The organism is Nocardia sp. IFM 10818 (assembly GCF_054655275.1).
In genome coordinates, this window is sequence record NZ_BAAHJH010000001.1 from 3007202 (window position 1) to 3031551 (window position 24350).

A 24350-nucleotide genomic window follows, 5' to 3' on the forward strand; every position below is an offset into this window, starting at 1 on the left:
TTCTCATGGTCCGCCTGCTTGTTCCGGTCCGCCTCGTCAGTCCGGCGCGGTCTTGGCCGGAATCCACCCCACCGCTGGTCATCCCGGCCAACAGCACGCCGGGATGACCAGCGGGACACACTCTGGGATGACCGGCGCACGCGAGCCAACGGGACGAGCGGGCGTTGCTCGGCGTGGTCAGGTGAGTTGCCAGGTGACGCGGACGGTGGCGGATAGCTCGCTTTCGCCCAGTTCGACCGGGATCGGGGAGGCGCCTGCGTACGCGGTGTCGGCGGCCAATTTCATGCGGGGCATGGGTACCGAAGGACCGGAGGTATTTTCGGTGATCTCCAGCACCGGGCCGAGGGCGCGGCGTGCGCGGGCGGCGTATTGCTCGGCCTTGGCGAGGGCGTGGTCCCAGGCCGCGTCGCGGGCGCGGGTGAGGAGGCTCTCTTCATCGGAGACGGTGAGGGTCAGGCCGCCGAGGCGGACGTCGTCGCCGCCCGCGTCGACGGCGTGGGCGATGATCTGCGCCGGACCGCCGTCGGCGGACGGTTTTCCGATGTCGCGCAGCGTCACCGTCAGCGAGGTGCTTGCGACATAGCCGACGAGCTGTTCCCGATTGCCGTCGGTCCATACGGTTTCGGTGCGCACCGACAGGCCACTGGTCGAAATGTCGCGCGGCGCTACACCATCCGCGCGCAGCACCTTGACCACCGCATCGGTGCGCTGCCCGGCGGCGGCGTAGGCGGGCGCCACCGACTCGGCCCGCGTCTCGATGGAGATGGTCACCCGCATGATGTCCGGTGTGGCGCTCGCGCTCCCGGAACCGAAGGTCGTAATGCTGCCGAGCGCACTCTCACTGCTGGTCACGCCATCCTCCTCGTCCGGTTCCGCTATCTCGGCCGATGCTACCGATTCCGGACAATCCGCTGGTCCAACCACACGGTCGGGCGGCTGCGCCCGCGCGCCGCCGAGCGGACCGGCAGCGGTGTGGGCAGAACTGGACGGCGCCCGTCCGGTGGTCAGGCGCCGCCGTGGGCGGCGAGGGCGCGGATGGCGGCGTCGGATTGGGCGTAGGCGGCGGCTGCCAGGCGTTCCAGGAGGGCGAGTTTGATCTCGGGAGCCTCACTGGTGAGCAGGTCGAATTTCTCGGGTGGCAGGACGGCGAGGCGGACGGTGGTTTCGGCGTGGATGTCATTGCTGAAGCGGACGCCGGCGAGCATGGGGATTTCGCCGAAGGACATGCCGGAGGCCAGGGAGACGAGGCGGTGGCGGTGGCCGGTGCGGTCCTCGAAAGTGATGCGGACGCGGCCGTCGAGGATGAGGAACAGGCCCGCGCGGGGGGTGTCGCGGGCGATGATGAGTTCGCCGCGGGCCACCGTGCGGATCTCGAATTCTTTTGCGAGGCGGGCTCGTTCGTTTTCGCCGAGGTCGATCAGGGCGGGATGTTGATCGACGGTGAGGGCGGCGTGGGGGAGTTCGCCGGGCGGGCGGTGTTTGTCCAGGACGAGTTGTTCGCACCATTCGGTGGCGCTGTCGCGGTCGGCGAAGACGCGGCCGCGCGGATCGGCCGGGTCGAGGCTGGAGGAGAAGTGGCCGAGTTTGGCTTCGGGGTCGACCAGGGCGACGCGGCATCCGGTGGCGGCGAGTTCGGCTTGCAGATCGTCGAGCATGCGGACGGCGACGGCGCTGACATCGCCCACCTCGCGCAGGTCCAGGACGAGCGCGTCCAATTCGCCGGGAGTCTCCTCGACGGCCCGCACCGTGGATTCGGCTCCGGCGAACAGCAGGTCGCCGTGCAGTTCGAAGATGCGGGCGTGGTCGCCGTAGCGGCGCAGCACCGCCAATTCGTCCGGATCGCGGCGTAGCCGGGAGGGCGCTTCGGTGACCGAGTACGCGGTGCGGATGGCGGTGTGCGCGGCGCGGGTCACGTGCAGGAAGTGCAGTCCCAGCCGGTGCGAGAGATCGCGGCAGACCTGCACCCCGCGCACGCTGCTGCCGTGCGCGTCCAGGCGCGGCGAGTAGACGGCGATGCCGATCTGTCCGGGCAGCACCGCCAGAATCCCGCCGCCCACACCGCTTTTCGCGGGCAGGCCGACGGTGGTCACCCAGTCGCCGGCGGCGTCGTACATGCCGCAGGTGGTCATGACGCTGAGCACCTGCTCGACCAGCGGCCCGGACAGCGCACGCTCGTGGGTGAGCGGGTTGACGCCATTGTTGGCCAGCGTCGCGGCCATCAGAGCGAGATCCCGGCAGGTGACATCGATGGAGCACTGCCGGAAATACCGATCGACCGCTTCGTCCGGGTCGATATCGATGATCCCCGCCCCGCGCAGCAGATACCCGATGGCCCGATTGCGATAGCCGGTGCGTGCCTCGGAGGCGTACACGGCCTCGTTCATGGTCAGCTCGCGCCCCGCGAATCGGCTGTAGCTGTGCCGGATCCGGGCGAACCGATCGACCGCGTCCCGCCCCTCGATCAGCGACGCCGCGGCTATCGCCCCGGCATTGATCATCGGGTTGCGCGGCCGCTGTGTGCGCGGATCGAGACTGATCTCATAGAAGGGTTCGCCGGTCGGCTCCACATCGATGCGCCGGGCCACTTCCGCGGTCCCGCGATCGGCCAGCGCCAGTGCGTAGGTGAACGGTTTGGAGATGGACTGAATCGTGAAGGCGGTCTCCAGATCCCCGCTCCCGTACACCCGCCCGTCCGCCGTCGCCAGGCAGACGCCGAACGAATCCGGTTGCACAGCAGCCAATTCCGGAATGTAATCGGCCAATTCCCCCGAGGTGTCGGGGCGGAAGCGCCGATAGGTCTCGTCGATGATGCGGGCCACAACGCCATTGGCGGTCGCAGCCGTCCCACGGGTTTCCGCAACGGAGGAGCCCACACGGCCCACTGTATCCGGGTAGTGTGTGTGGAGCCTCACATTCGAAGCGGATGTCGCAGGTGGCGCTTCGTTCCCGGCATCGGGGGCCGGTTGGGGCTCCGTAGACTGTTGCAAACAATCAGGAGACATGCCGGAGGGAGCAATAGCCGTGGGAGTGCTTTCCCGGGTCGACACGCCCGAGGACCTGCGCCGGCTGTCGGTACCGGAATTGAATGAGCTGGCCGAGGAGATCCGCGAATTCCTCGTGCGCAAGGTCGCCGTCACCGGTGGACATCTGGGACCGAATCTCGGCGTGGTGGAGCTCACCATCGCGCTGCACCGGATCTTCGACTCGCCCGCCGACCCGATCATCTTCGATACGGGCCATCAGGCGTACGTGCACAAGATCCTCACCGGCCGCAAGGACGGGTTCGACACGCTACGCAAGCAGGGCGGGCTGTCCGGCTATCCGTGCCGCGACGAGAGCGCCCACGACTGGGTGGAGTCCTCGCACGCCTCGGCCGCCCTGTCCTATGCCGACGGGCTGGCGAAGGCGTTCGCGCTGACCCGGCAGAAGCGGCACGTGGTCGCGGTCGTCGGCGACGGCGCGCTCACCGGCGGCATGTGCTGGGAGGCGCTGAACAATATCGCCGCCGGGCCGGACCGCTCGGTCATCATGGTGGTCAATGACAACGGCCGCTCGTATGCGCCGACCATCGGCGGGCTGGCCGAGCGGCTGGCCGGGCTGCGCATGCAACCCGCCTACGAGCATGCGCTGGACGCCACCAAGCGGATCGTGCAGAGCATTCCGCGGGTGGGGGATTCCGCGTATTCGATGCTGCACGCCATCAAGACCGGGATCAAGGACGCCGTCGCGCCGCAGGAGCTGTTCAGCGATATCGGCCTGAAGTACGTGGGCCCGGTCGACGGGCACGACACCGTCGCGCTGGAGGCCGCGCTGCGCCGCGCCAAGGATTTCGGCGGCCCGGTCATCGTGCACGTGGTCACCCAGAAGGGCCGCGGCTACAAGCCGGCCGAGGATCACGAGGCCGATCAGATGCACGCCGTGGGCCGCATCGATCCGCTCACCGGCGAACCCATGGGCGGTTCCGGGCTGACCTGGACCAAGGTCTTCTCCGATGCGCTCATCGAGCAGGCCGAGCAGCGCGACGATATTGTCGGCATCACCGCCGCCATGCCGGGTCCGACCGGTTTGACGGCCTTCGGAAAGCGCTTCCCGGAGCGCATGTTCGATGTCGGCATCGCCGAACAGCACGCGGTCACCTCCGCGGCCGGTATGGCGCTGGGCGGCCTGCATCCGGTGGTGGCCATCTACTCCACCTTCCTCAATCGCGCCTTCGATCAGCTGCTCATGGATGTGTCGCTGCTCAAGCTGCCGGTGACCCTGGTGCTCGACCGCGCCGGCATCACCGGTGACGACGGCGCGAGCCACAACGGCATGTGGGACCTGTCGGTGCTGGGCATCGTGCCCGGTATCCGGGTGGCGGCCCCGCGCGATGCGGCCACGCTGCGTGAGGAATTGGCCGAGGCCGTGCACATCAGCGACGGCCCGACCGCCATCCGCTTCCCGAAAGGCACTGTCGCCGAGGATATCTCCGCGGTCGAACGCCTCGACGGGGTCGATGTGCTGCGCCTGCCCGATGTCGAGGACGCCTCCGCGCGTTCGGTGCACGGCGACGTGCTGCTGGTGGCCGTGGGCGCCTTCGCCGATCTCGCGCTGAAGACGGCGGAACTGCTGGAGTCCGAGGGCATTTCGGTCACCGTCATCGATCCGCGCTGGGTGCTGCCGGTGTCCGATACGGTGGTCAAGCTGGCCGAGAACTACCGGCTCGTGGTCACGGTGGAGGACAGCGGGCTGCACGGCGGCATCGGCTGTACGGTCTCGGCCCGGCTGCGTGCCGCGGGCGTGGATGTGCCGACGCGCGATCTCGGTGTGCCGCAGCAGTTCCTGGATCACGCCTCGCGGGCGCAGGTGCATCAGGAGCTGGGTCTCACCCCGTCCGATGTCGCGCAGCGCATTACCGGGTGGCTCGGTGACAGCGTGCATCCGGCGGTCGCCGCCGGGTCCGGGAACGGGCGCGCGGAGTCCCATGGCGCGAAGCCGGGCGAGCCGCTGCTGTCCGAACAGTCCCTGGTGCCTCCGGTCGCCGAGAAGGCGCTCGCGGAATAGGTTCGAATCGGCCGCGGTTCGCAGCGTTTTCGCCTGTGGGCCGCGGCTTTCGTATACGGCGGCACGCTTCTCGCGTAGATTCTGTAACCGGTTACAGTTTTCCGGTCAGGAGTCCGCATGTCCTTCGTGCTCGTCGAGAAGCCGCGTCCGCAGATCGCGCTGGTCACCCTCAACCGCCCCGAGCGCATGAACGCCATGGCCTTCGACGTGATGGTGCCGCTACGGGAAACCCTCGAAGCGGTGGCCGCCGACAACGAGGTGCGCGTCGTCGTCCTCACCGGCGCCGGGCACGGCTTCTGCTCCGGCGCGGATCTCCAGCACGCGGGCAAGGTCCCCGGCGTCGCGGGCCTGACCAGGACCAGCGTGGCGCGGCGTTCCATGGACCTGCTCAACAACGTCATGCTCACCATCCGCCGCATGCATCAGCCGGTGATCAGCGCCATCAACGGCGCGGCCATCGGCGGCGGCTTCTGCCTGGCCGTCGGCACCGATATCCGGATCGCCTCCGAGGACGCCTACTTCCGCGCCGCGGGCATCAACAATGGCCTCACCTCGGCCGAACTGGGCATCAGCTACCTGCTGCCCCGCGTCGTCGGCACCACCCGCGCCTACGAGATCATGCTCACCGGCCGCGATGTCGACGCCGCCGAAGCCGAACGCATCGGCATAGTCTCCCGCGTCGTCCCCGCCGACAAACTCCTGGAAACCTGCTACGACACCGCCGACCAGATCATCCGCTGGAGCCGCGTGGGCACCGAGCTCACCAAACGCATGCTGTGGAGCGGCCTGGAAGCCGGCAGCTTCGAATCCCACATGCAGCACGAAGGCATGTCCCAGCTCTACGTCCGCCTCACCACGGACAACTTCGACGAGGCCATCCGCGCCCGCAAGGACCGCCGCCCACCCAATTTCGAGGACTGACGCGCGGCGCGAACCGGTCCGATCTGCCAGGCAATACCACCGCGCTGGAGGACCGCCGCGGCAGCGGGTACTGGTCCGATCCACCGGGTGATGACACCGCGGTCAGGGCCGTCGCGCGGCGGAACCGGTTCGCTCGGCGCTGACCGCGACCGTCGTGAACGGCACCGTGAACCGGCCTCCGATCGCGTCGATGGCGGTTCCCACCGCGGTCAGCAGCGCTGTCAGCGCATCCGGCGGGAGCTGGGCCATCGACCCGAGGGTCGGTAGTTGATCCAGCCACCCGTCGCGAGTGAAGGTCCGCTCGGCATCGAATCGCCACTGCTCGGGCTCGGCGAACCCGCCCGTTTCTCGAAGCCCCGCGGCGGCTTCGGCGGCCATGGCCTGATAGCCCGCGAGCGCCTGCTCGGCCGTCGCCGGAAACCGGAACGAGGAGTCGGGCACGACCCGGTGATAGGCGTCCGTGAAAGCCCGGGTGACTTCGGGCGGCGTGGTGAGCACGTACCAGAACGCCGTGAACCGCCCGCCGACGCGCAGGGCCGCGGCCGCTTTGCGCGCTCCCGCAACGGGATCCACCCAATGCCAAGCCTGTCCCGCTGTGACCGCGTCGAACTCGCGTCCCCCGCGGTCCCAGTCCTCGAAGGTCGCCACCTCGGTCTCGAGCCCGCGCCCGCGCGCGAAATCGGCCATCCGCGAATCGGGTTCGACGCCGAGCACCGTGCAGCCCGCCTCCTGCAGCTGCCGCGCGGCGATCCCGGTCCCACAGCCCACGTCGAGCACCTCGCGCGCGCCGGCGGCGATGCGGCGAATCAGCTCCTCGGGATAGTGCGGCCGAGTCCGGTCGTAACGCTCGACATCGAGGCCGAACGACTCCGCCACCTGCCGCTGCCGATGCGGCTCGGGCACTGCGGGATTCGAATCCTGCGACGGTATAGTGGGCATGCGCCCACCTTAAGTGGGCGCATGCCCACTCGTCAACGAATCCACCCGAGGAGACCGCCAGTGCCGACCGGCGTAGCCATCCGCGACCCCCGCGCGCAGCTGTTCGACGCCGCCGAGCGATTGTTGTTGCGGGAAGGCCCACACGCCTTGACAAGTCGCGCCGTCACCACCGAAGCCGGTTGCGCCAAGGGCGTTCTGCACCGCCACTTCACCGATTTCGACGCCTTCCTGGCCGAACTCGTCCTCGACCGCATCGACCGCCTCGCCGATCAAGCCGCCGCACTTCGCGATTCCGCCGGCACCGGCGACGTCCCCGGCAACCTGACCGCCGCCCTCACCGATGTCTTCAACTCGGTAGCCGTGGCGATCATCGCCTTGATCACCTTCCGCGACGACCTGCGCACCCGCCTGCGCGCCACCCGATCGACCCCGGGCATCCCCCTCGTCTCCGAGGCCACCGCCATGATCAACGACTACCTCGCCGCCGAGCGCGAGCTGGGCCGCCTCACCCCCGATGCGGACATCGACACCCTCGCCCCTACCTTGATCGGTTCCGCGCACCTGCTGTTCGCCGACCGTACGAGCGAACCCCCCACACCGGAGACCATCGCCAAGATGGTGACCGCAGTGACCGCTCCCGCACTGTCCCGGCCATGACGAACACCCGGTGGGATCGACGAGGGCTGCGCGGCCCTCGCCCGCCTCACCGGCCTGCGCAATCCGCCGACCGAGTGAGTTCACGGTGCGCCGCGCCTCGCCCGCAAAGCCCCAGCCGTATTGGACCGATTCGATCGGCTACGGCTGGATCGCTCGCGCCCGAGCCGTCGCAAGCATCCGCGCCCGAACCTCGGGCCGCCGCAACGGAGGCACGGTCTTCGGCGGCACCTTGCGCTCGGGTAGTTCGGCCAGCAGCCGCGTAGTCACAGCAGCGATATCGGCGACCGCAGCGTCCACAATGGCGCGGTTGGCGTCCGAGATGCTCGACAGCCCCCCGACCTTACGGACGTACTGCAAGGCGGCCGCCTGGATTTCCTCGGCCGTCGCCGCGGGCTCCAGCCCACGCAGGGCGGTGATGTTTCGGCACATGAGTCCGACGGTAGCGCGCGGGTGTGACAGCGCCGCTCGAGCGCAGGGAGGACGCCGCCGGGCACTGCGCAGCGGCGCGGGCGCGGCGATCAGGGCCGGAGGGCCGAGGTGCTAGTCGCCGGACTTGTCCGGTGCCGGGTACAGCGCCGCGGCCAGGCGCGGGACCGCGAGGTCGCGTTGCCAGGGGCGCGCGCCACCGGCGGTCAGGAAGTCGTCGATCATGGCCGATGCATCGCCATTGGTCGCGGTGCGCGGGAGGCCGTCCCAGCACATGCGGCGCAGCAGGTCCGGCGTGAGCAGATTCTCGACGGGCACTTCGACCTCGCCGGAGAGTTCGGTCATGGCGGCGCGGGCACGCTGCAGCCGGGCGGCGGCGGCCGGGTCGCGGCGTTCCCAGCGGTTCACGGGCGGGGGTCCGTCGAAGGGCTGGGTCAACGGGGGAAGCTCGTTATCGGGCAGTGCGCGGGCGCGTTCGACGGCGCCCAGCCATTCCCGGGAGTAGCGGCGCTGCCGCGGCCCGCCGAATACCGGCAGCGCCCGCAGCTGGGCGATGGATTTGGGTTCTCCGGTCGCGGCGGCCACGATCGCCGAGTCGGGCAGGATGCGGGCGGGAGCCACATCGCGCTGGCGGGCCAGCCGGTCGCGGGTGGTCCACAGTTCACGCACGATGGCGAGCTGGCGGGTCCGCCGCAGCGTGTGGATCCCGGAGGTGCGCCGCCACCGGTCGGCCTTGGGCGCGGCGGGTTCGGCGGTGCGGACGTGCTCGAATTCCTGTGCGGCCCAATCCGTCTTGCCCTGGTGTTCGAGGTCGACGGCGACCGCGTCGCGTAACTCCAGGAGTAGCTCCACGTCCAGCGCGGCGTAATTGAGCCATTCGTCGGGCAGCGGGCGGGTGGACCAGTCGGCGGCGCCGTGGCCTTTGCGCAGCTCGCGGCCGAGCAGCTTCTCCACCATGGCGGCGAGGCCGACACGCTCGTACCCGGCGAGCCGCCCGCCCAGCTCGGTGTCGAACAGCGCGGCCGGGTACAGCCCGAGTTCGGCCAGCCCGGGCAGGTCCTGGTCGGCGGAGTGCAGCACCCATTCCAGATCGTTGACGGCCGCCGCCAGCGGCGCGAGATCGCCGTCCACCGGAATCGGGTCGATGAGGAACGTTCCCGCGCCCGCGCGGCGCAGCTGAATCAGGTAGGCGCGATTGGAGTAGCGGAACCCGGAGGCGCGTTCGGCGTCGACCGCGAGCGGCCCGGTCCCGGCGGCGAGCAGACGCGCGGCCTCGGCGATTTCGGCAGCGGTGTCCAGTACCGGCGGCACACCCTCCACTGGCGCGAGCAACGGTACCGCGGCAGTGGCTTCGGGTTCTTCTGGTACGGACATGGTCTTGAACTCTACGGGTAGGGGCAGGGCGGTCCGCGTCACGTCCAGTGAAACGGCAGGCCGCGATCTTGGTTCGCGCATGGGGGGCACCTTGCGTTGCGCGCCTCGGGAACACGAATGTGCCCATCTCCGGCACCCGCCGCAAGGCTGTTCGGAATCGTAATCCGCCCGCGCCGATTTCGTTGCGGTACAGAAGTTCTCGATTGCGCCAATCGGTTGCCCGCCGCGCCCGCCCGAGGCTTGCCCGGCGGCCGTTTCGCCAGTATTCGCGCAGGATACGGCGAGTCGGCCGGTACGAATCGGTTCGCGGCGAGGCGGCCGGGAACCGCTATTCCTCGTCCTCGTTGCCGCGCTTGACGTCCAGCCGGGTGACGCCCGCGGGCGGCAGTCCGGCCGCATAGGCGAGCACCTCGCAGAAGGCTTCCACATGCGGCCGCATCTCGGTGTCGCCGACGGTCCACGACGCCCGCAGCTCGAGCTGATGCGCGCGCGGCGGCCCGGCGATATCGCCGTAGCGGACCGAGCTGGTGGAGGTGACCGTCCCGCCGAGCGCGGTGAACGGGGTGCGCGATTCGAGCGCGTCCACCAGCCAGCTCCACGCCACCTCCGGCAGCAGCGGATCGGCCGCCAGCGCCGAGTCGATATCGGCCTGGATGTAGGCCACCAGCCGGAACACCCCGTGCCAGGCTTCCTGGCCGTTCGGATCGTGCAGCAGGATGAGCCGGCCGAACGCGTCGCCGTCGGAGTCGACGGGCACCACATTGGTATCGGGTCGGGTGACTTCCGCGCCGAGTGCGTAGGAGTACGGGGCCAGGCGCTGCGGGGGCCGGATCGGTGCGAGCTCGATTCGAGGATGCACGGTTGCGGTGCCCATCGCATCGACCGCGGCGCGGAACCTGGCGGGTTCTTCTGGTTCCGGGGTCGGTGCGGCGCCGTCGCGGAAGTCGAGCGGTGTCACGAAATGCCACGCTAGACCTCGGAGGCGCGGTGTAGTGAGAGGCGCGCCGCCGGGCCCCTTTACGATGGCTCGTGATGAGCACTCACACCCGCCGCCAGCTGACCGATGCCCCGTTCCTCGTCGCCGCGAACGGCGGCGTGCCGCATCGTCGCCCGGTGTGGTTCATGCGCCAAGCTGGGCGTTCGCTGCCGGAGTACCGCGAGCTGCGCGCCGGCATCGGCATGCTGGAGTCCTGCTTCGATCCGGAATTGGTGTGCGAGATCACCATGCAGCCGATCCGCCGCCACGATGTCGATGCCGCAATCCTGTTCTCCGACATCGTCGTTCCGCTCAAGGCCGCCGGCATCGACCTGGACATCGTGGCGGGTGTCGGTCCCGTCGTCGCCGATCCGGTGCGCACCGTCGCCGACGTGCGCGCCCTCCCGCGCCTGCGCCCCGAGGAAGTGGGCGCGGTCACCGCCGGCATCGGCCTGCTCCTCGACGCCCTGGGGCGGACGCCGCTGATCGGTTTCGCCGGCGCCCCCTTCACCCTCGCCTCCTATCTGGTCGAAGGCGGACCGAGCAAGAACCACGAGCGCACCAAGGCGATGATGCTCGCCGACCCGGAAACCTGGCATCAGCTCCTGGGCGTTCTGACCGACATCACCATCGAGTTCCTCCAGGCTCAGATCGCGGCGGGCGTCGACGCCGTCCAGCTCTTCGACTCCTGGGCCGGCGCGCTGACCCTCGCCCAATACCGCGAATACGTCCTCCCGCACTCCATGCGCGTCTTCGCCGAGGTGGCCGAGGCGGGCATCCCGCGCATCCACTTCGGCGTCGGCACCGGCGAACTCCTCGGCGCCATGGGCGAAGCCGGCGCGGATGTGGTCGGCGTCGACTGGCGCATCCCCCTCAACAATGCCGTCCGCCGCGTCGGCCCCGGAAAAGCCTTGCAGGGCAACCTCGATCCCGCAGTCCTCTTCGCCGGCCCCAAGGCCATCGAATCCGAGGTCCGCCGCATCGCCCACGAAGCCGACGAGGCGATCACCTTGGGCGCCAAGGGCCACATCTTCAACCTCGGCCACGGCGTCCTCCCCAATACCGACCCCACCGTCATCACCGACACGGTCGCCCTCATCCACAGCCTCCCCATCCCGCTCTGAACCCGGCGGGCTGCGCGCTGGGTCACATCGGGCCCGGGAGTAGGTTGCTGGTAGGGGCTGAGTGACTGAGGAGTGGTCGATGCGGATCGCGGTGGTCGGTGGCGGGATCAGTGGGCTCGTCGCGGCGTATCGACTGCGACAGGCCCTGGGGACCGCCGCCGAGCTGATCCTGCTCGAGCGCGCCGAACGCCTGGGCGGCATCCTGCACACCGCCGAGATGGACGGCGAGCCGGTCGATTTGGGCGCCGAGGCCTTCGTCGGCCGCCGCCCCGAAATCCCGGAATTGATGCGGGAACTGGGGATCGAAGATCAGCTGGTCTATCCGGCCGGGAAGCGCCCGCTCATCTGGTCGGAGGGAACCGGCCACCGGCTGCCCGAGAACACCTTGATGGGTATCCCCGCCGCCCCGGAAGCGCTTGCCGGGCTGGTGGATTCGGAGACGCTCGCGCGCATCGCGGGGGAGTCCGAGCGCCCCCTGCACTGGGTGCGCGGCGGCGATATCGCCGTGGGCGCGCTCGTAGCGGACCGCTTCGGCGACCAGGTCGTGCGCCGCAGCGTCGACCCGCTGCTGGGCGGAGTCTACGCCGGACTGGCCGACGCGATCGGTGTCCGCGCCGCACTGCCCACCCTGGCCGCCGCCCTCGACGCGGGTGCGACAAGCCTGACCCGAGCCGTGCGAGACGCCCTCCCCCCACCCTCGACAACCCCGGTATTCGGCGGCATCCGCGACGGCTACCGTGTCCTGCTCGACGCCCTGCGCGCAGCGGCCGACGTGAAGATCCGAACCACCACCGCCGCAACCCGACTCACTCGCACCTCGAACGGCTGGCAGCTCGATCCCGTGGGCGCGGTCGATGCCGTGATCCTCGCCACCCCCGCTCCCGTGACCGCCACTCTCCTGCGTGAGATCGCCCCGGCCGCAGCCGAACTCGCAGCCGGAATCGACCTGTCCTCCTCGGCCGTCGTAGCCCTGGCCCTGCCCCGCGACACCGCACTCCCCGACAACTCCGGCATCCTCGTAGCCACCGGTGAACCCTTGCGCGCCAAGGCATTCACCTTGTCCAGCCGAAAATGGCCGCACCTGGCGGAACGTGACGTCGCCCTGGTCCGCGCTTCCTTCGGCCGCTTCGGCGACGACGCCGCCCTGTCGTGGCCGGACTCGGACCTGATCACCGCCGCGGTCGAAGACCTCACCACCGTGACGGGCGCGGAGATCCACCCCATCCAAGCGCTAGTGCAGCGCTGGGTCGGCGGCTTGCCCCAGTACGCCCCGGGCCACACCGCTCGCACCGCCGACCTGCGCTCGGCCACAGCCGATCTCGAGGGAATCGCCCTGGCAGGCGCATACCTGAACGGGGTTGGGGTCCCCGCCTGCGCCGCCTCGGGCACCGCCGCCGCCCGCCGCATCATCGATCACCTGACCTGAGGTCGAACCGAGAACCAGCGCGTAGCGTCCGAGCGTTTGGTCTTTGACCGTAACCACGGCCATCCGGCCAGGCCGGAACGTGAGTTACGGCTCCCGACCGGGGAGCCGAGGCCGGGTACGGCAGGCGGGGTGACCCCACTGATCGGTTCGTCTTTGCGCACGCCGGCAGTGATGACGAGCTTCGTTGTCCAGAGGTGTATTTCGACCGCACCACGGTTCTGGCCGCGTACGCGCCCAGTGGATGACGGTGTGTCCGCGTCGAGAGACGGTGGGGTCTGAAATACGCCTCGATCCGAGGCCGTGGGTGCGGCTCTGCCGGCGTTCGCAGAGCGAAACGATCGGTGGGGTCGCCTCGTCTGCCCTACCGGGCCTGGGCTCCCCGGTTGGGAGCCGTAACTCACGTTGGGGACGGGGTGACTGGCTGTGGTTGCGTTCAAAGACAAAACCCCAAAACACCCCAAGCGGGCATCCGGATGGCGGGCAAGATCTGAAACGACGCCGACCGGGAACTGGTGGCGGGGTTTTCCGGCGTGTCGCCGCCACCAGTTCCCGGTCGGTGATGTTTCAGATTCTGGGGTCAGCGGGGGACCAGGTCGGAGGGGTCGGTGTTGGCGCCGCAGATGATTACGGCGATTCGCTCGCCTGGGCGGGGGGTGTAGGCGCCGGAGGTCAAGGCTGCCAGGGCGGTGGCGGCGGCGTGTTCTACGGCGAGTCTGCGGGTGTCCCAAAGGTGTTGGCGGGCGGCGATGATCTGGGCGTCGGTGACCAGGATCGAGTGGGTGTCGGCTGCGGCGGCCGCGGTGAGGGACATTTCGGAGACTCGGGTGGCGCCCAGGGCGTCGGCGGCGATGGAGTCGATGTCGACGTCGACGGGGTGGCCCGCGGTGAGGGCGGCGTTGAAGGCGCGGCAGCGCTCCGGTTCGACGGCTACCACGCGGACGCCGTGATGGGCTGCGGCGGTGGCTATTCCGGTGAACAGGCCCGCGCCGCCGACGGAGAGGACGACGGTGTCGAGGCTCGGGAGCTGGGTGACGATCTCCTCCAGGAGGGTCCCCGCCCCGGCGGCGATGTGGGGGTCGTCGTAGGCGTGGGAGCGCAGCGCCCCCGTGGTTTCGGCGTAGCGGGCGCAGTCGGCGGCGGCGTCGGCGTAGGTGGGGCCGCCGGACATGACCTGGGCGCCGAGGGCTTGCAGGCGGGCGACTTTCACGGCGGGCGCGGTGCTGGGCAGGAAGACGGTGGCGGCGGAGCCGACCTTGGCGGCGGCCCAGGCGCAGGCGACGCCGGCATTGCCGCCGGAGGCGATGGTGACGCCGATCTTGGGGAGGTCGCCGCGCTCGCGGTGGGCGAGGGTGAAGTTCATGGCGCCGCGGGCCTTGAAGGTGCCGGTGTGCTGCATGTGTTCGAGCGCCAGCCAGAGGTCGCCGCCGGTGGGGATGGTGGCCGGGTCGGCGGGGGCGAGGACCACCGGGCGGATGTGGCCGGCGATGCGATCGGCGGCTGCCTTCACGTCGGCGTACGTGGGATGCACTGCGATTCCTTCGTGGTTCGTGGTGGATCTGGCCGGTCGTGCCGGGTCGCGGCGGTTCCGGGAGGTGCGATGTCCGGGTCGGCGCACCGGATAGTTACACTGTAACTTACGCTGGTGACATGCCCAGGACATCGAAATCCCTCGAGGAGGCGACGCCGCGCGCTATTGCGCGGGCGGGACTGGCGATCATCGAAACGCGGGGCGCGCAGGAACTGAGCTTCCGCGCCATCGCGAACTATCTGCGAATCTCGCACACCACGGTGGTGCGGCGCGGCGGCGGGGATTTCAACGGCCTGCTGGACCTGCTCGCCGATCACCTGGCCGAGGACCTGCCCGAGATCGCCCCCGGCTCCGCCCCGTGGGCGCGGCTCACCGAGGACCGTTTCGTCGCCTGGCACACCCTGCTCATCGCCCATCCGGGCCTGGTCCTGCTGCGCGGCGCCCGCCCCTGGCTCGGCCCGCGCCTGCTGTCCCGCCTCACCGAACCGCAACTGGCGGACAATCTTTCCCTCGGTATGACCATGGTCGAGGCCATGCGCGCCTACCGCGAGATGTACATCTACACCCTCGGCGCCGCCGCCCTGATCGAGCACCGCGATCCGAAACCCCCGCTGCTGCGCACCCGCGCCGCCGTCGCCGCCCTCGACCCGGACGAATATCCGCTGCTCTCAGCGCATCTGGGCGAGATGACGACGGTCCTGACCGGCGACGACGTCTTCCGCGACGGCCTGCGCCGCCTCATCGATTCCTGGGCCGCAATCACAGCCTGACCGCGCGTGTTCACCATCACCCCGGGCCCCCGCCACCGGGATTCGGCGCGATGGCACGATGGGGGTCATGGCGCGACTCGACTACAAGGCCCTCAACGACACCATCCGCTACCTCATGTTCTCGGTGTTCCAGGTGGAGCCCGGTGAGCTGGGGGACAACCGGACGGCCGCCATCAAGGAGGCCCGGGAGTTCTTCGAGTCCCTGGAGGAGCGCGGCGTGGTGGTGCGCGGCATCTACGATGTGGCCGGTATGCGCGCCGACGCCGATTTCATGATCTGGTGGCATGCGGAGAAGATCGAGGATCTGCAGGCCGCCTACAGCGACTTCCGCCGCGTCACCGAGCTGGGCCAGATCAGCACCCCGGTGTGGAGCAATGCCGCGCTGCATCGCCCGGCCGAGTTCAACAAGAGCCACATCCCGGCCTTCCTGGCCGGTGAGGAGCCGGGCAATTACATCTGCGTGTACCCGTTCGTGCGCTCCTACGAGTGGTACCTGCTCCCGGACGAGGAGCGCCGCAAGATGCTGGCCGATCACGGCAAGGCCGCCCGCGGCTATCCGGATGTGCGCGCCAACACCGTGTCCTCGTTCGCGCTGGGCGATTACGAGTGGATCCTGGCCTTCGAGGCTCCGGAACTGCACCGCATCGTCGACCTCATGCGCGATCTGCGCGCCACCGAGGCGAGGTTGCATGTGCGCGAGGAGATTCCGTTCTTCACCGGTCCGCGCGTGGATATCGAGAAGCTGATCAACTCGCTGCCCTGAGGTAGCCGGACAGCCGGGGGCCCGGCCGCCGACCGGCGGCCGGGCTCCGGTGTTTTCGCTGGTTGTCGGCGTTTCACCGCCGGCGTGCCCGCAGAATTCGGGGCATGCGCGGAATCACATGCGCCCCATAGGGTTTTTGCGACCCCGCTCTATGCGCTGTCCGAGGGGTGCAGTCGCAGCGAGATGGAGTTGATGCAGTAGCGCTTGTCCGTGGGCGTCGGGTAACCCTCGCCCTCGAACACGTGCCCCAGATGGCTGTGGCAGTTGGCGCACAGCACTTCCACGCGGCGCATGCCCAGCGAATCGTCCGCGCGCAGGATCACCGCCTCCGATTTCGCCGGATCGAAGAACGACGGCCACCCGCAGCCCGAATGGAACTTCTCGCTGCTGCGGAACAATTCGGCGTCGCAGGCGCGACAGGAGTAGACGCCCTCGGTCTCGGTGTCGGTGTATTCGCCAATGAAGGGGCGTTCGGTGCTCGCCTCGCGCAGCACCCGGTATTCGTCCGGGTTCAGCTTGGCTCGCCATTCCTGCGGCGTGAGCTGGAGGCGCGGTGCCGGTAGCGAGGTATCAGCATCGGAACTACTCATACATACAAGCTAATACGTTGTCATCGTGGCGGCAGAAGCCGACGCCCCGAGCGGCCAACTCGTCATCCCGGCACGCTTTCGGCCGGGGTCTCCGGCGCCGCGGTGGATTCCGGCCGAAAGCGCGCCGGAATGACGAGGGGTAGGTCAGCTGACGGGCTCGGCGACCGTGTCCTTGGCGCGACCGTTGCGGGCGCCGGGCGCGTCGGCCGCCCATTCCGGATGCATCCACGCCGGATCCAGGGACTTGCCCGCGACCAGTCGCCCTTCGCGCTTGGCGGTCAGGTACCGGTCGCCCAGCACGCAGAACGCCACGATGAGCAGCAGCCCCCACCCGAAGGTGACGCGCAGGTATTCCAGGGTCCGCCCGATGTCCTGCCAGCGGTCCGACAGCCACTTGTCATAGGACATGAACCCGAACACCGCCAGCCACGCCGGCCAGTTCCGCATGACGGAGTTCTTCTGCACCACGGTCAGGATGATCGGGATGAGGAACATCGAGTAGTACTGCTGCCCCAGCGATCCCAGCAGCATGGTGGCCGTGATCAGCACACCGGAGGCGGTGCAGAGGAAGAACACCTCGTCGTCGCGGTAGTACCGGTACAGGATCCACAGCGTCGCCAGCACCATGACGCCCATGGCGATCCGGATGATCCAGGTCAGCCAGTCCGCGACGCCGTAGTACCCGGCATTGCCGACGATGGCGCTGTTGAAGTAGTCGCGCGACTCCAGCAGATACGGCAGCGTGTGCTTCCAGAACTGCGCGTAGTCCACGATGAACGGCCACGCCAGCAGGTTCAGCGCCACCGGCACGCCGAGCGCGGTGAGGAACACCTTCCACTGCCCTCGCACCAGTGCGATGAGCAACAGCGGCGCCAGTAGTGGCCCCTTGACCGCGAGCGTCAATCCCAGCGCCACACCGGCCCATAGGTCACGGCGCTGCAGGAGCAGGTGAAAGAACACCACCATGCACAGGAACAGCACGCCGTTGATATTGCTGAACGCCAGCGTATTGGTGACCGTCTCGGAGGCGAACATGCCCAGCAGCAGCGCCGGCGCGGCCACCGAGCTCAGCGTGAACTTGAACAGCCGCAGCAGCAGATACCCCGCCAGGATGATGGCCGCGGCATTCAGCAGAATGAAGCACCACCGCGACTTCTCCGGGTCGATGATCGCCAGCGGCGCGATCAGCAACGTCCCGCTGGGCATGTACAGGTAGTGCGGATCGGTCGAGTCGAAGTTGGCGTTGTAGATCGGCTGATGGTTCAGAAACGCCAGCGAGGCGTTGTACACCGGCCGATAGTCATCGGTGACATGCCAGTTGATCGCCTCGATGAACACCCGGTGGATCACGGTCATGATCGCGAAGGGCCACAGGGCATAGTTCAGAACCTGGGCGGTGGTTCGCGCGGTGCGAGGCTCGAGCTGGCGAAGGAACACTCGGGCACGGTACACCGGAACACCCCGCAAAGGGTGCGCCGACCCGCCTTTCGCACACCACACCACCCACCAATACCCGCCGCTCTGCCCGCCAGCCGGTCCGTGCGTCGGCTGGTCCGTGCACCGGCCGGTCCGATCACCAGTTGGTCCGTTTGCCGGCTGGTCCGTGCACCAGCCGGTGCGGTGATCAGCTCGTGTGCTTGTGTGTTGGTCCGCCGCAGGCGAACTGTCAATTGACTGTAGGGATGACAGTTGGTGCATCAACTGTGTGGGTTCGGGGCCGTCTCGATTTTGGACTGAGTGGAGCGTGCGTCGGAGCGGGGGAGCGAAGCGGAGGAGCTCCGGCGTGCGCGGAGGGAGGGAAAAATCGAGACCTCCAGGCCCCGAACCCCGCCGGAGCGAAGCGGAGGCAATTAAACACAGCCACGAGCGTCCCCGATCAGACCGGCCTTCCGAACCGGCAGCCAGATCCGCGTTCCCCGCCACAACCCCCCAGCACTCAAGCAGGGCAGGCGGTTCCGTCCGCCGGAAGCTTGGCGTCCTTCAGATACTCCGCCACGGCCTGTTGTGCGCAGCCGGAGTGCGCAATGGTGGGGTGTCCCCACCCCTGCCACACCACGGTCGAGGTGCGGGCCCCGGCCGCGGCGAGCGCCCCGGTCACCGACGGCCGCCCATCCTGCCCCGTGACCGGATCCGCATTCCCGCCGAGCACCAGCACCGGCCGGTCGAGCTTCTCCGGCAGCTTCATCTCCGCCGCCGTAGCGGGCCAGGCCGAGCAAGCCATCAGATCGACGGCGGCCGCCTTGCCGAACACCGGATACTGACCACCCCACTGCGCGACCAGTTCCTTGGCGCGCACCGGGCTCGCAGGCTGATGGTTGTCGCTACACCGATTGACGAACGCCCCATCATTGGCAATAGCCGAGGTCTCACGCAGCACGAACGGCGTAATGGGCCCGCGATCGCCGCGTCCGAGGGCCGAGAGCGCATCGGCGAATTCGGTGACAACCGGATTCTGCACGGCCCGCGGGTCCCCGAGGAAGCCACTCAACGTGGTGACCAGCGTGGCCGCCGACAGGTCCCCGAACTCACCGCCCCCGGCCCGGCTCACCAGCGTGGCGATGGCCGCGCGCGGATCGGCCCCCAGCGCACAGTTCAGCGCCGCGCAGCGTTGCGCGTACGCGGTCAGCGCGGCCTCCGCACCCTTGACCCGCTGCTCGGCGCGCCCGGCCGAATCCAGCCCCACGGCCTGCGGCGAATCCAGCACCAGCCGCCCGAGATGGTCCCCGTACTTGCGCGCGTACTCCAGCGCGACGGTCCCGCCGCTGCCGGTCCCCAGCAGCCCGATGTGCTCCACTTGCCACTGCTTGCGCAGCTGATCGAGATCATCGGCCGCATGAGCCGCGTCGAAGGTGCTCTGCGCGGGCGTCAGGAAGTCCAGGCATTCGATGGTGGCGTCCTGGCTGGCCTCCGCCACCGCGTCCACGGGATCGGTTCCCCCCGCGGTGAATTGGCCCTGATCGGCAATGGTCTTGCGAATCTCGGTGGTCATGCAGCTCACCGGCTGCGAACTCCCGATGCCACGCCGGTCGACGGCCACGATGGGCCGTGAGGCCAGCAACGGATTGGTCGGCCCGGCCGCGAGCGCGGCGAGGGTGGCCGTCGACGCCCGATCCGATCCGGAGGTCAGCACCAGGGGCGCGGCGTCCTTGGGCGTGCTGTCGTAGCGCGCCCGCATGGCCGCGGTCCGGAAGTTGCCGCTCACCGCGCCCGCGATATCCACCTGCGTGGTGTATTCCGCGCATTCGAGCACCAGCCCGCCCGGCGGCGTCCCCAGCGACAGCAGGTTGAACGTCGGCACCGTGCAGTCGTGCCAGGACAGTTCGGTCTTGGGCACCTCGGGCGCGGGCGGTTCGGCCGCACCGGGTTTGGTGGTCTCGACGACCCCGCCTCGATGGGGTCGTTCCACGGCGACGGCCGGCCGGTCCGACGGCCCGGCACCACAGCCGGTGGTCACCAGGATCGAAAGTGTCGACGCCAGCAGAGCGGCCCGAGTCCAGCGCATGCGCTACAGCCTGCCAGGTCCGGCAACCGGTTTCAGCTCTGGGTGTGGCTGCGCTCCCAGCGGGTCAGGATGGTGCCGTCGTCGTCGACGATGAGATGTCGTCGTGTCATGGGTGTCGGCGTTGCCGTGGGGGACACCGCGATTCGCCCGCCCGTACCGGCGACGAGCAGCGGGGAGACGGTGAGGCACAGGTCGTCGACCGCGCCCGCGGCCAGCAGGTCCCCGAACAGCGAGGGCCCGCCTTCGCACAGCACGCGCCGCAGCCCGCGCTCTTCGAGGGCGGCGCGAATGCCGTTCGCGGTGCAGGTCGTGTCCCCGGCCTCGACGATTTCGCCGCCGGCCTCGGCGAGCACCTTCTTGCGGTCGGCGGGCGCGTCCTTGGTGGTGATGATGATCGGCCGCGCCCCGGTGTCGGTGAACAACCGGCTCGCCGGATCCAGCGCCGCGCTGGCGGTGACGACGGCGATCCGCGGCGGCGCGCCATCGGGATGCCCGCCGAACCCGTGATGCCACAGCCGCGTCCGCAGCTGCGAATCGGTGTGCGCCGCCCCGTAATCCTCCGCTCGCACCGTGCCCGCCCCGACCAGCACCACATCGGCCAGATCACGCAGCAGCAGGAACACCTTCCGGTCCGCGGGCGTGCCCAGCCCGCCGGAGCGCCCGTCCAGGGTCACCGCGCCGTCGATGCTGGTGACGAAGTTGACCCGGATCCACGGTCGCGCCGGTCCGGCCGGGTAGGCGTACCAGCGCACCAGATCGTCGCGGCCGAGTTCTGTGAGCTGGATCGCATTGGGCATACGCTGCATGAGTACCGATCACACCACGTCCGTACGCTGCTTGCGTGCAACAACGCCTCGTCGATCGCCACCCGGAGGTTCCGGCAGACCAGCTCGTGGCCCAGATGGTTCCCCCGCCCACCTTCGACGAGGTGAGCTTCGCTTCGTACATCCCGGATCCGAAGGAGCCCACGCAGGCCGCCGCGGTCCGGAAGGCGGAGGATTTCGCGGACCGGGTCACCAAGCTGCACAAGGCCGCCTCGAAGAAGTCCCTGTTCGGTAAGAAGAAGCCGGTCATCGGCATCGGCCTGTACCTGGACGGCGGGTTCGGCGTGGGCAAGACCCACCTGCTGGCCTCGATCTTCCACAGCGTGCCCGAGCCCAAGACCTTCGGCACCTTCGGCGAGCTGACCAATCTGGTTGGCGCGCTGGGCTTCAACAATGCCGTGGAGCGGCTGTCGGGCAACAGCGTGCTGTGCATCGACGAATTCGAGCTCGACGATCCCGGCGACACCATGCTGGTGTCGCGGCTGCTCTCGGAGCTGACCGCGCGCGGCGTGTCGGTGGTCGCGACCTCCAATACGCTGCCGGGTCAGCTGGGCGAGGGCCGTTTCGCCGCGCAGGACTTCCTGCGCGAGATCAAGAAGCTGGGTTCGCTGTTCGAGCCGATCCGCGTGGACGGCCCGGACTACCGGCACCGTGATCTGCCGCCCGCCCCGGAGCCCACCGCGCCCGATCTGCTGGCCGAGAGGGCCGCCGCCACACCGGGTTCCACGCTCGACGATTTCGACGCGCTGACCAAGCACCTGAGCACCCTGCACCCGTCCCGCTACAACGCGCTCATCCAGGACGTGTCGGCGGTGTTCATCTCCGGCGTGCATCCGGTGACCGATCAGGCGGTGGCGCTGCGCGTGGTGGTGCTGGCCGACCGGCTCTACGACGCGGGCACCCCGGTCACCGTGTCCGGGGCCAAGCTGGACCAGATCTTCACCCAGGAAATGCTGGACGGCGGCTATCGCAAGAAGTACCTGCGCGCCATCTCGCGTCTGCTCGCCCTGTCGCGGTTCGAGGCTCCGGCCACCGCGTCCTGATCGCCCGGCCACGAGCCGGGCCTTCGACGAAGGAGTTCGCATGATCCGACCCCGCATGCTCGGCACGTCCCTGGTGCTGGCCGCCGCGCTGTCCTTCGGCGCGGGCCCGGCCGTCGCGCTCGCCGAACCGCCCGCCGCGGCCAGCGTCGCCGCGCCGGCCCCGACCGGCAGCGTGGTGGTGTCCACCGATGCCCGTTCGCTGAACCTGCAAGGTGTGGTGAACGCCCGCGACGCGGGCGGCTACCGCACCTCCGACGGGCACACCGTCCGCACGGGCCTGGTGTATCGCACCGGCGAGCTGAGCAAGGCCACGGATTCGGATCTGGCCGTGTTGACCGGCGACGACGTGAAGTCCGTGCACGATCTGCGCACCAGCTATGAGCAGCAGTTCATGGGCGTGGACAAGGTGCCCGCCGGGGCCACCGCGTTCCACAACGACGTGATCGGCCAGGCCCCGCCGCAGGTGCTGGCCTCCACGCTGACGGCGGGCACCGACCTGTATCGCGCCTTCATCACCGCCCCCGGCGCGAATGAGGCATTCGCCGATGTCCTGCGCGATATCGCCCACAACCCCGGCGCGGTGCTGTTCCACTGCACCGCGGGCAAGGACCGGACCGGCTGGACCAATGCCGTCCTGCTCACCCTCCTCGGTGTGGACCGCGACACGGTCACCTACGACTACCTGCTGTCGAACTACTACCGCAACGCCGCCGACGGCGACATGCTGAACGGGGTCAGCGTCGCGGCCCTGGATTCGGCCTTCGATCAGGCGACCCAGTCCTATGGCAGCTTCGACGACTACGTCCGCGAGGGCCTGAAGCTGACCGACGCCGATATCGCCGCGTTGAAGGCGAAAATGCTTGCCTGACATCGGGTTTCAGTTGTTCGAGTGGGCCCGGCCGGAGGTTTCCGGCCGGGCCCACTCGCCGATTTCACCGGCCGTGTCACGTTTCCGGTGCGGGGGCACTCTTAGGGTTGGCAAGACGAACGACAAGGTTGAAGGGGAATTGTCATGAAAGCTCTGCTCGTGTGCACGTCCGTATCCCACGGCAACACCCGGCGTGTCGCCGACGTTATCGGCGAGGTGCTCGATGCCCGCGTCGTCGCACCCGACGAGGTCGATCCGGCCGAGCTCGCCGGTTACGACCTGATCGGCTTCGGCTCCGGTATTTTCAACATGAACTTCCATCCGCGCCTGCGCGAGTTCATCGGTTCGCTCCCGGCCGGATCGCGCGGGAAGGCATTCGTGTTCTGCACCAGCGGATTTCCGGAACCGCCGATCCTGCCCTACCGGCGCAAGCTGGCCGATCGGCTCGAAGAGAAAGGGCTCGAGGTGATCGGCGGCTTCTCCTGCCGCGGGTTCGACACCTATCTGCCGTTCAAGCTGGTCGGCGGCGTCAAGAAGGGGCATCCGAATGCCGAGGACCTGGCGCAGGCGCGCGCCTTCGCCGAGGCCCTGCGGGTTCAGTTGCCCGCTAACTGATTTCGGCGTGCGCCGGAGCGGTCCCGCGCAGGCTGTAGAGCTCGCGAGCCTGCGCGGGGGTGATCGTCTCGAGTTTGGCGGGCGGTTCGCCCTGCAGATGCTGTTCGAGAATCCGCCCCGCCATCGGGGCGATGAAGGGCGCGGCCTTGCGCAGTCCGAACGAGGCGAACAAGGTGAAGAGCCACACGATGATTCGCGCCGGAATCCGGATGGCGAGGTCGAGGAGGGCGGGGGTGTTGTAGTACGGCCCCAGCGTCCGCATCCAGCGCGGTGTGATGGCCGAGGAGGCCAGCGAAAGCAACCGGCTGCCAAGGGCATAGGAGATTCCGGCGCCATTGCGCGGTGAGGTGCGCAGCAGGTGGCGCATGCCCTCGTCGGCGGCCTCGGAGTTGCACAGGCGCGGGCGCACCCGGGCGAAGTACTCGCGCACCTCGGCGCGGGAGCGCGGCACGTCCTCGGGCTTGCAGGTCTGCAGTTCGGCGGCAATGGCGCACTCCCGCCAGAACTGCGCGTCCTCCTCGGGTGTGAGCGGGCCCGGCCCGAAGACCTCGTAGGCCTTGAGCACCGAATGCCAGCCGGTGATGTGGATCCACAGCTGGGTCTCGGGACTGTTGGCGCTGTAGCGCTTTCCGCTGATCGGCTCGATGCCGGTCATGGGCGCGTGCACCTGCATGAGGTGCTCGGACGCCTGGATGGCGGTGCGCCCGTCGCCGATGGCGGCGATGAGGAAGTAGGCGAAGGTGTTGTCGAGCCGGCTGCGTGGATCGGTGTAGATGCCGCGCGCGTCGGCGACCGCGGCGGTGAGGAACGGGTCGAAATGCTCGAGCACCACCGCGCGCTGGAAGCCGATCACCGCGGTGGGCGCGGTCCAGATCTTCCAGCTCATCGAATCCGGGCCGAAGAATCCGTAGTCATCGCGTCGAAGCGTGGTCGGATCGAACCCCATCGTCACTCCCTTGTG

22 protein-coding genes are annotated in these 24350 nt (G+C 69.0%); 10 read left to right on the forward strand and 12 right to left on the reverse strand.

Annotated elements, in window-relative coordinates; genetic code table 11:
• Window positions 1-177: 177 nt before the first annotated feature.
• Window positions 178-852: an SIMPL domain-containing protein gene (locus tag ACYQ5L_RS13930; RefSeq protein WP_459957763.1), complete on the reverse strand. Its 675-nt coding sequence runs from the start codon at window positions 850-852 to the stop codon at window positions 178-180.
• Between the two features lie 152 nt (window positions 853-1004).
• Window positions 1005-2873, reverse strand: a complete 1869-nt coding sequence (gene glsA / locus ACYQ5L_RS13935) for a glutaminase A (RefSeq protein WP_459957764.1) — start codon at window positions 2871-2873, stop codon at window positions 1005-1007.
• 148 nt (window positions 2874-3021) lie between these two features.
• Between glsA and dxs the strand changes: the two genes are divergently transcribed.
• Window positions 3022-5043: a 1-deoxy-D-xylulose-5-phosphate synthase gene (gene dxs, locus ACYQ5L_RS13940; RefSeq protein WP_459957765.1), complete on the forward strand. Its 2022-nt coding sequence runs from the start codon at window positions 3022-3024 to the stop codon at window positions 5041-5043.
• A gap of 117 nt (window positions 5044-5160) precedes the next feature.
• Window positions 5161-5964 (forward strand): enoyl-CoA hydratase, encoded by an 804-nt coding sequence (locus ACYQ5L_RS13945; RefSeq protein WP_459957766.1) that lies wholly within the window; start codon window positions 5161-5163, stop codon window positions 5962-5964.
• A 102-nt stretch (window positions 5965-6066) separates the two neighbouring features.
• Here ACYQ5L_RS13945 and ACYQ5L_RS13950 read toward each other — a convergent pair whose 3' ends face one another.
• Window positions 6067-6903 carry a class I SAM-dependent methyltransferase gene (locus tag ACYQ5L_RS13950; protein ID WP_459957767.1) on the reverse strand — a complete coding sequence of 279 codons (837 nt, stop codon included), beginning with the start codon at window positions 6901-6903 and terminating at the stop codon, window positions 6067-6069.
• Window positions 6904-6963: 60 nt separating this feature from the next.
• Here ACYQ5L_RS13950 and ACYQ5L_RS13955 point away from each other — a divergent pair, with 60 nt between their 5' ends.
• Entirely contained in the window at window positions 6964-7560 is a 597-nt protein-coding gene (locus ACYQ5L_RS13955) for a TetR/AcrR family transcriptional regulator (protein ID WP_459957768.1), read from the forward strand.
• 138 nt (window positions 7561-7698) lie between these two features.
• Here ACYQ5L_RS13955 and ACYQ5L_RS13960 read toward each other — a convergent pair whose 3' ends face one another.
• From ACYQ5L_RS13960 to ACYQ5L_RS13970, 3 genes are all read right to left on the reverse strand, one after another.
• The gene (locus ACYQ5L_RS13960) at window positions 7699-7989 is read right to left on the reverse strand and encodes a DUF2277 domain-containing protein (RefSeq protein ID WP_379203056.1); all 291 of its coding nucleotides are present in this window, start codon (window positions 7987-7989) and stop codon (window positions 7699-7701) included.
• Between the two features lie 111 nt (window positions 7990-8100).
• The gene (locus ACYQ5L_RS13965) at window positions 8101-9360 is read right to left on the reverse strand and encodes an HRDC domain-containing protein (protein WP_459957769.1); all 1260 of its coding nucleotides are present in this window, start codon (window positions 9358-9360) and stop codon (window positions 8101-8103) included.
• A gap of 328 nt (window positions 9361-9688) precedes the next feature.
• Window positions 9689-10318, reverse strand: a complete 630-nt coding sequence (locus ACYQ5L_RS13970) for a DUF3000 domain-containing protein (protein WP_459957770.1) — start codon at window positions 10316-10318, stop codon at window positions 9689-9691.
• Between the two features lie 74 nt (window positions 10319-10392).
• On the opposite strand from ACYQ5L_RS13970, the gene hemE reads away from it, so the two are divergent.
• Entirely contained in the window at window positions 10393-11460 is a 1068-nt protein-coding gene (gene hemE / locus ACYQ5L_RS13975) for a uroporphyrinogen decarboxylase (protein WP_459957771.1), read from the forward strand.
• A 79-nt stretch (window positions 11461-11539) separates the two neighbouring features.
• On the forward strand, window positions 11540-12886 hold the full coding sequence (locus tag ACYQ5L_RS13980) for a protoporphyrinogen oxidase (RefSeq protein ID WP_459957772.1): 1347 nt from the start codon (window positions 11540-11542) through the stop codon (window positions 12884-12886).
• A 577-nt stretch (window positions 12887-13463) separates the two neighbouring features.
• Here the strand turns inward: ACYQ5L_RS13980 and ACYQ5L_RS13985 are convergent.
• Window positions 13464-14414 (reverse strand): threonine/serine dehydratase, encoded by a 951-nt coding sequence (locus tag ACYQ5L_RS13985; protein ID WP_459957773.1) that lies wholly within the window; start codon window positions 14412-14414, stop codon window positions 13464-13466.
• 119 nt (window positions 14415-14533) lie between these two features.
• On the opposite strand from ACYQ5L_RS13985, the gene ACYQ5L_RS13990 reads away from it, so the two are divergent.
• Both ACYQ5L_RS13990 and hemQ read left to right on the forward strand, forming a co-directional pair.
• Window positions 14534-15184: a TetR/AcrR family transcriptional regulator C-terminal domain-containing protein gene (locus ACYQ5L_RS13990; protein ID WP_459957774.1), complete on the forward strand. Its 651-nt coding sequence runs from the start codon at window positions 14534-14536 to the stop codon at window positions 15182-15184.
• Window positions 15185-15251: 67 nt separating this feature from the next.
• Complete coding sequence (hemQ, locus tag ACYQ5L_RS13995) at window positions 15252-15947, forward strand: hydrogen peroxide-dependent heme synthase (protein ID WP_459957775.1); 696 nt, start codon at window positions 15252-15254, stop codon at window positions 15945-15947.
• Between the two features lie 149 nt (window positions 15948-16096).
• Here the strand turns inward: hemQ and msrB are convergent, their stop codons facing one another.
• From msrB to ACYQ5L_RS14015, 4 genes are all read right to left on the reverse strand, one after another.
• Complete coding sequence (msrB, locus tag ACYQ5L_RS14000; RefSeq protein WP_459957776.1) at window positions 16097-16537, reverse strand: peptide-methionine (R)-S-oxide reductase MsrB; 441 nt, start codon at window positions 16535-16537, stop codon at window positions 16097-16099.
• Between the two features lie 144 nt (window positions 16538-16681).
• Window positions 16682-17974 carry a glycosyltransferase family 87 protein gene (locus ACYQ5L_RS14005; RefSeq protein WP_459957777.1) on the reverse strand — a complete coding sequence of 431 codons (1293 nt, stop codon included), beginning with the start codon at window positions 17972-17974 and terminating at the stop codon, window positions 16682-16684.
• Between the two features lie 499 nt (window positions 17975-18473).
• Window positions 18474-20039, reverse strand: a complete 1566-nt coding sequence (locus tag ACYQ5L_RS14010) for an alpha/beta hydrolase (protein ID WP_459957778.1) — start codon at window positions 20037-20039, stop codon at window positions 18474-18476.
• A 32-nt stretch (window positions 20040-20071) separates the two neighbouring features.
• Complete coding sequence (locus ACYQ5L_RS14015) at window positions 20072-20836, reverse strand: pyrimidine reductase family protein (protein ID WP_459957779.1); 765 nt, start codon at window positions 20834-20836, stop codon at window positions 20072-20074.
• A 44-nt stretch (window positions 20837-20880) separates the two neighbouring features.
• On the opposite strand from ACYQ5L_RS14015, the gene zapE reads away from it, so the two are divergent.
• From zapE to ACYQ5L_RS14030, 3 genes are all read left to right on the forward strand, one after another.
• Window positions 20881-21906, forward strand: coding sequence for a cell division protein ZapE (zapE, locus tag ACYQ5L_RS14020; RefSeq protein WP_459957780.1), 1026 nt, complete (start codon window positions 20881-20883; stop codon window positions 21904-21906).
• Window positions 21907-21946: 40 nt separating this feature from the next.
• The gene (locus tag ACYQ5L_RS14025) at window positions 21947-22774 is read left to right on the forward strand and encodes a tyrosine-protein phosphatase (protein ID WP_459957781.1); all 828 of its coding nucleotides are present in this window, start codon (window positions 21947-21949) and stop codon (window positions 22772-22774) included.
• Between the two features lie 144 nt (window positions 22775-22918).
• Window positions 22919-23389 carry a flavodoxin family protein gene (locus tag ACYQ5L_RS14030; protein ID WP_459957782.1) on the forward strand — a complete coding sequence of 157 codons (471 nt, stop codon included), beginning with the start codon at window positions 22919-22921 and terminating at the stop codon, window positions 23387-23389.
• Here ACYQ5L_RS14030 and ACYQ5L_RS14035 read toward each other — a convergent pair.
• The gene (locus ACYQ5L_RS14035; protein WP_459957783.1) at window positions 23382-24335 is read right to left on the reverse strand and encodes an oxygenase MpaB family protein; all 954 of its coding nucleotides are present in this window, start codon (window positions 24333-24335) and stop codon (window positions 23382-23384) included. The genes ACYQ5L_RS14030 and ACYQ5L_RS14035 overlap by 8 nt on opposite strands.
• Between the last annotated feature and the right edge of the window lie 15 nt (window positions 24336-24350).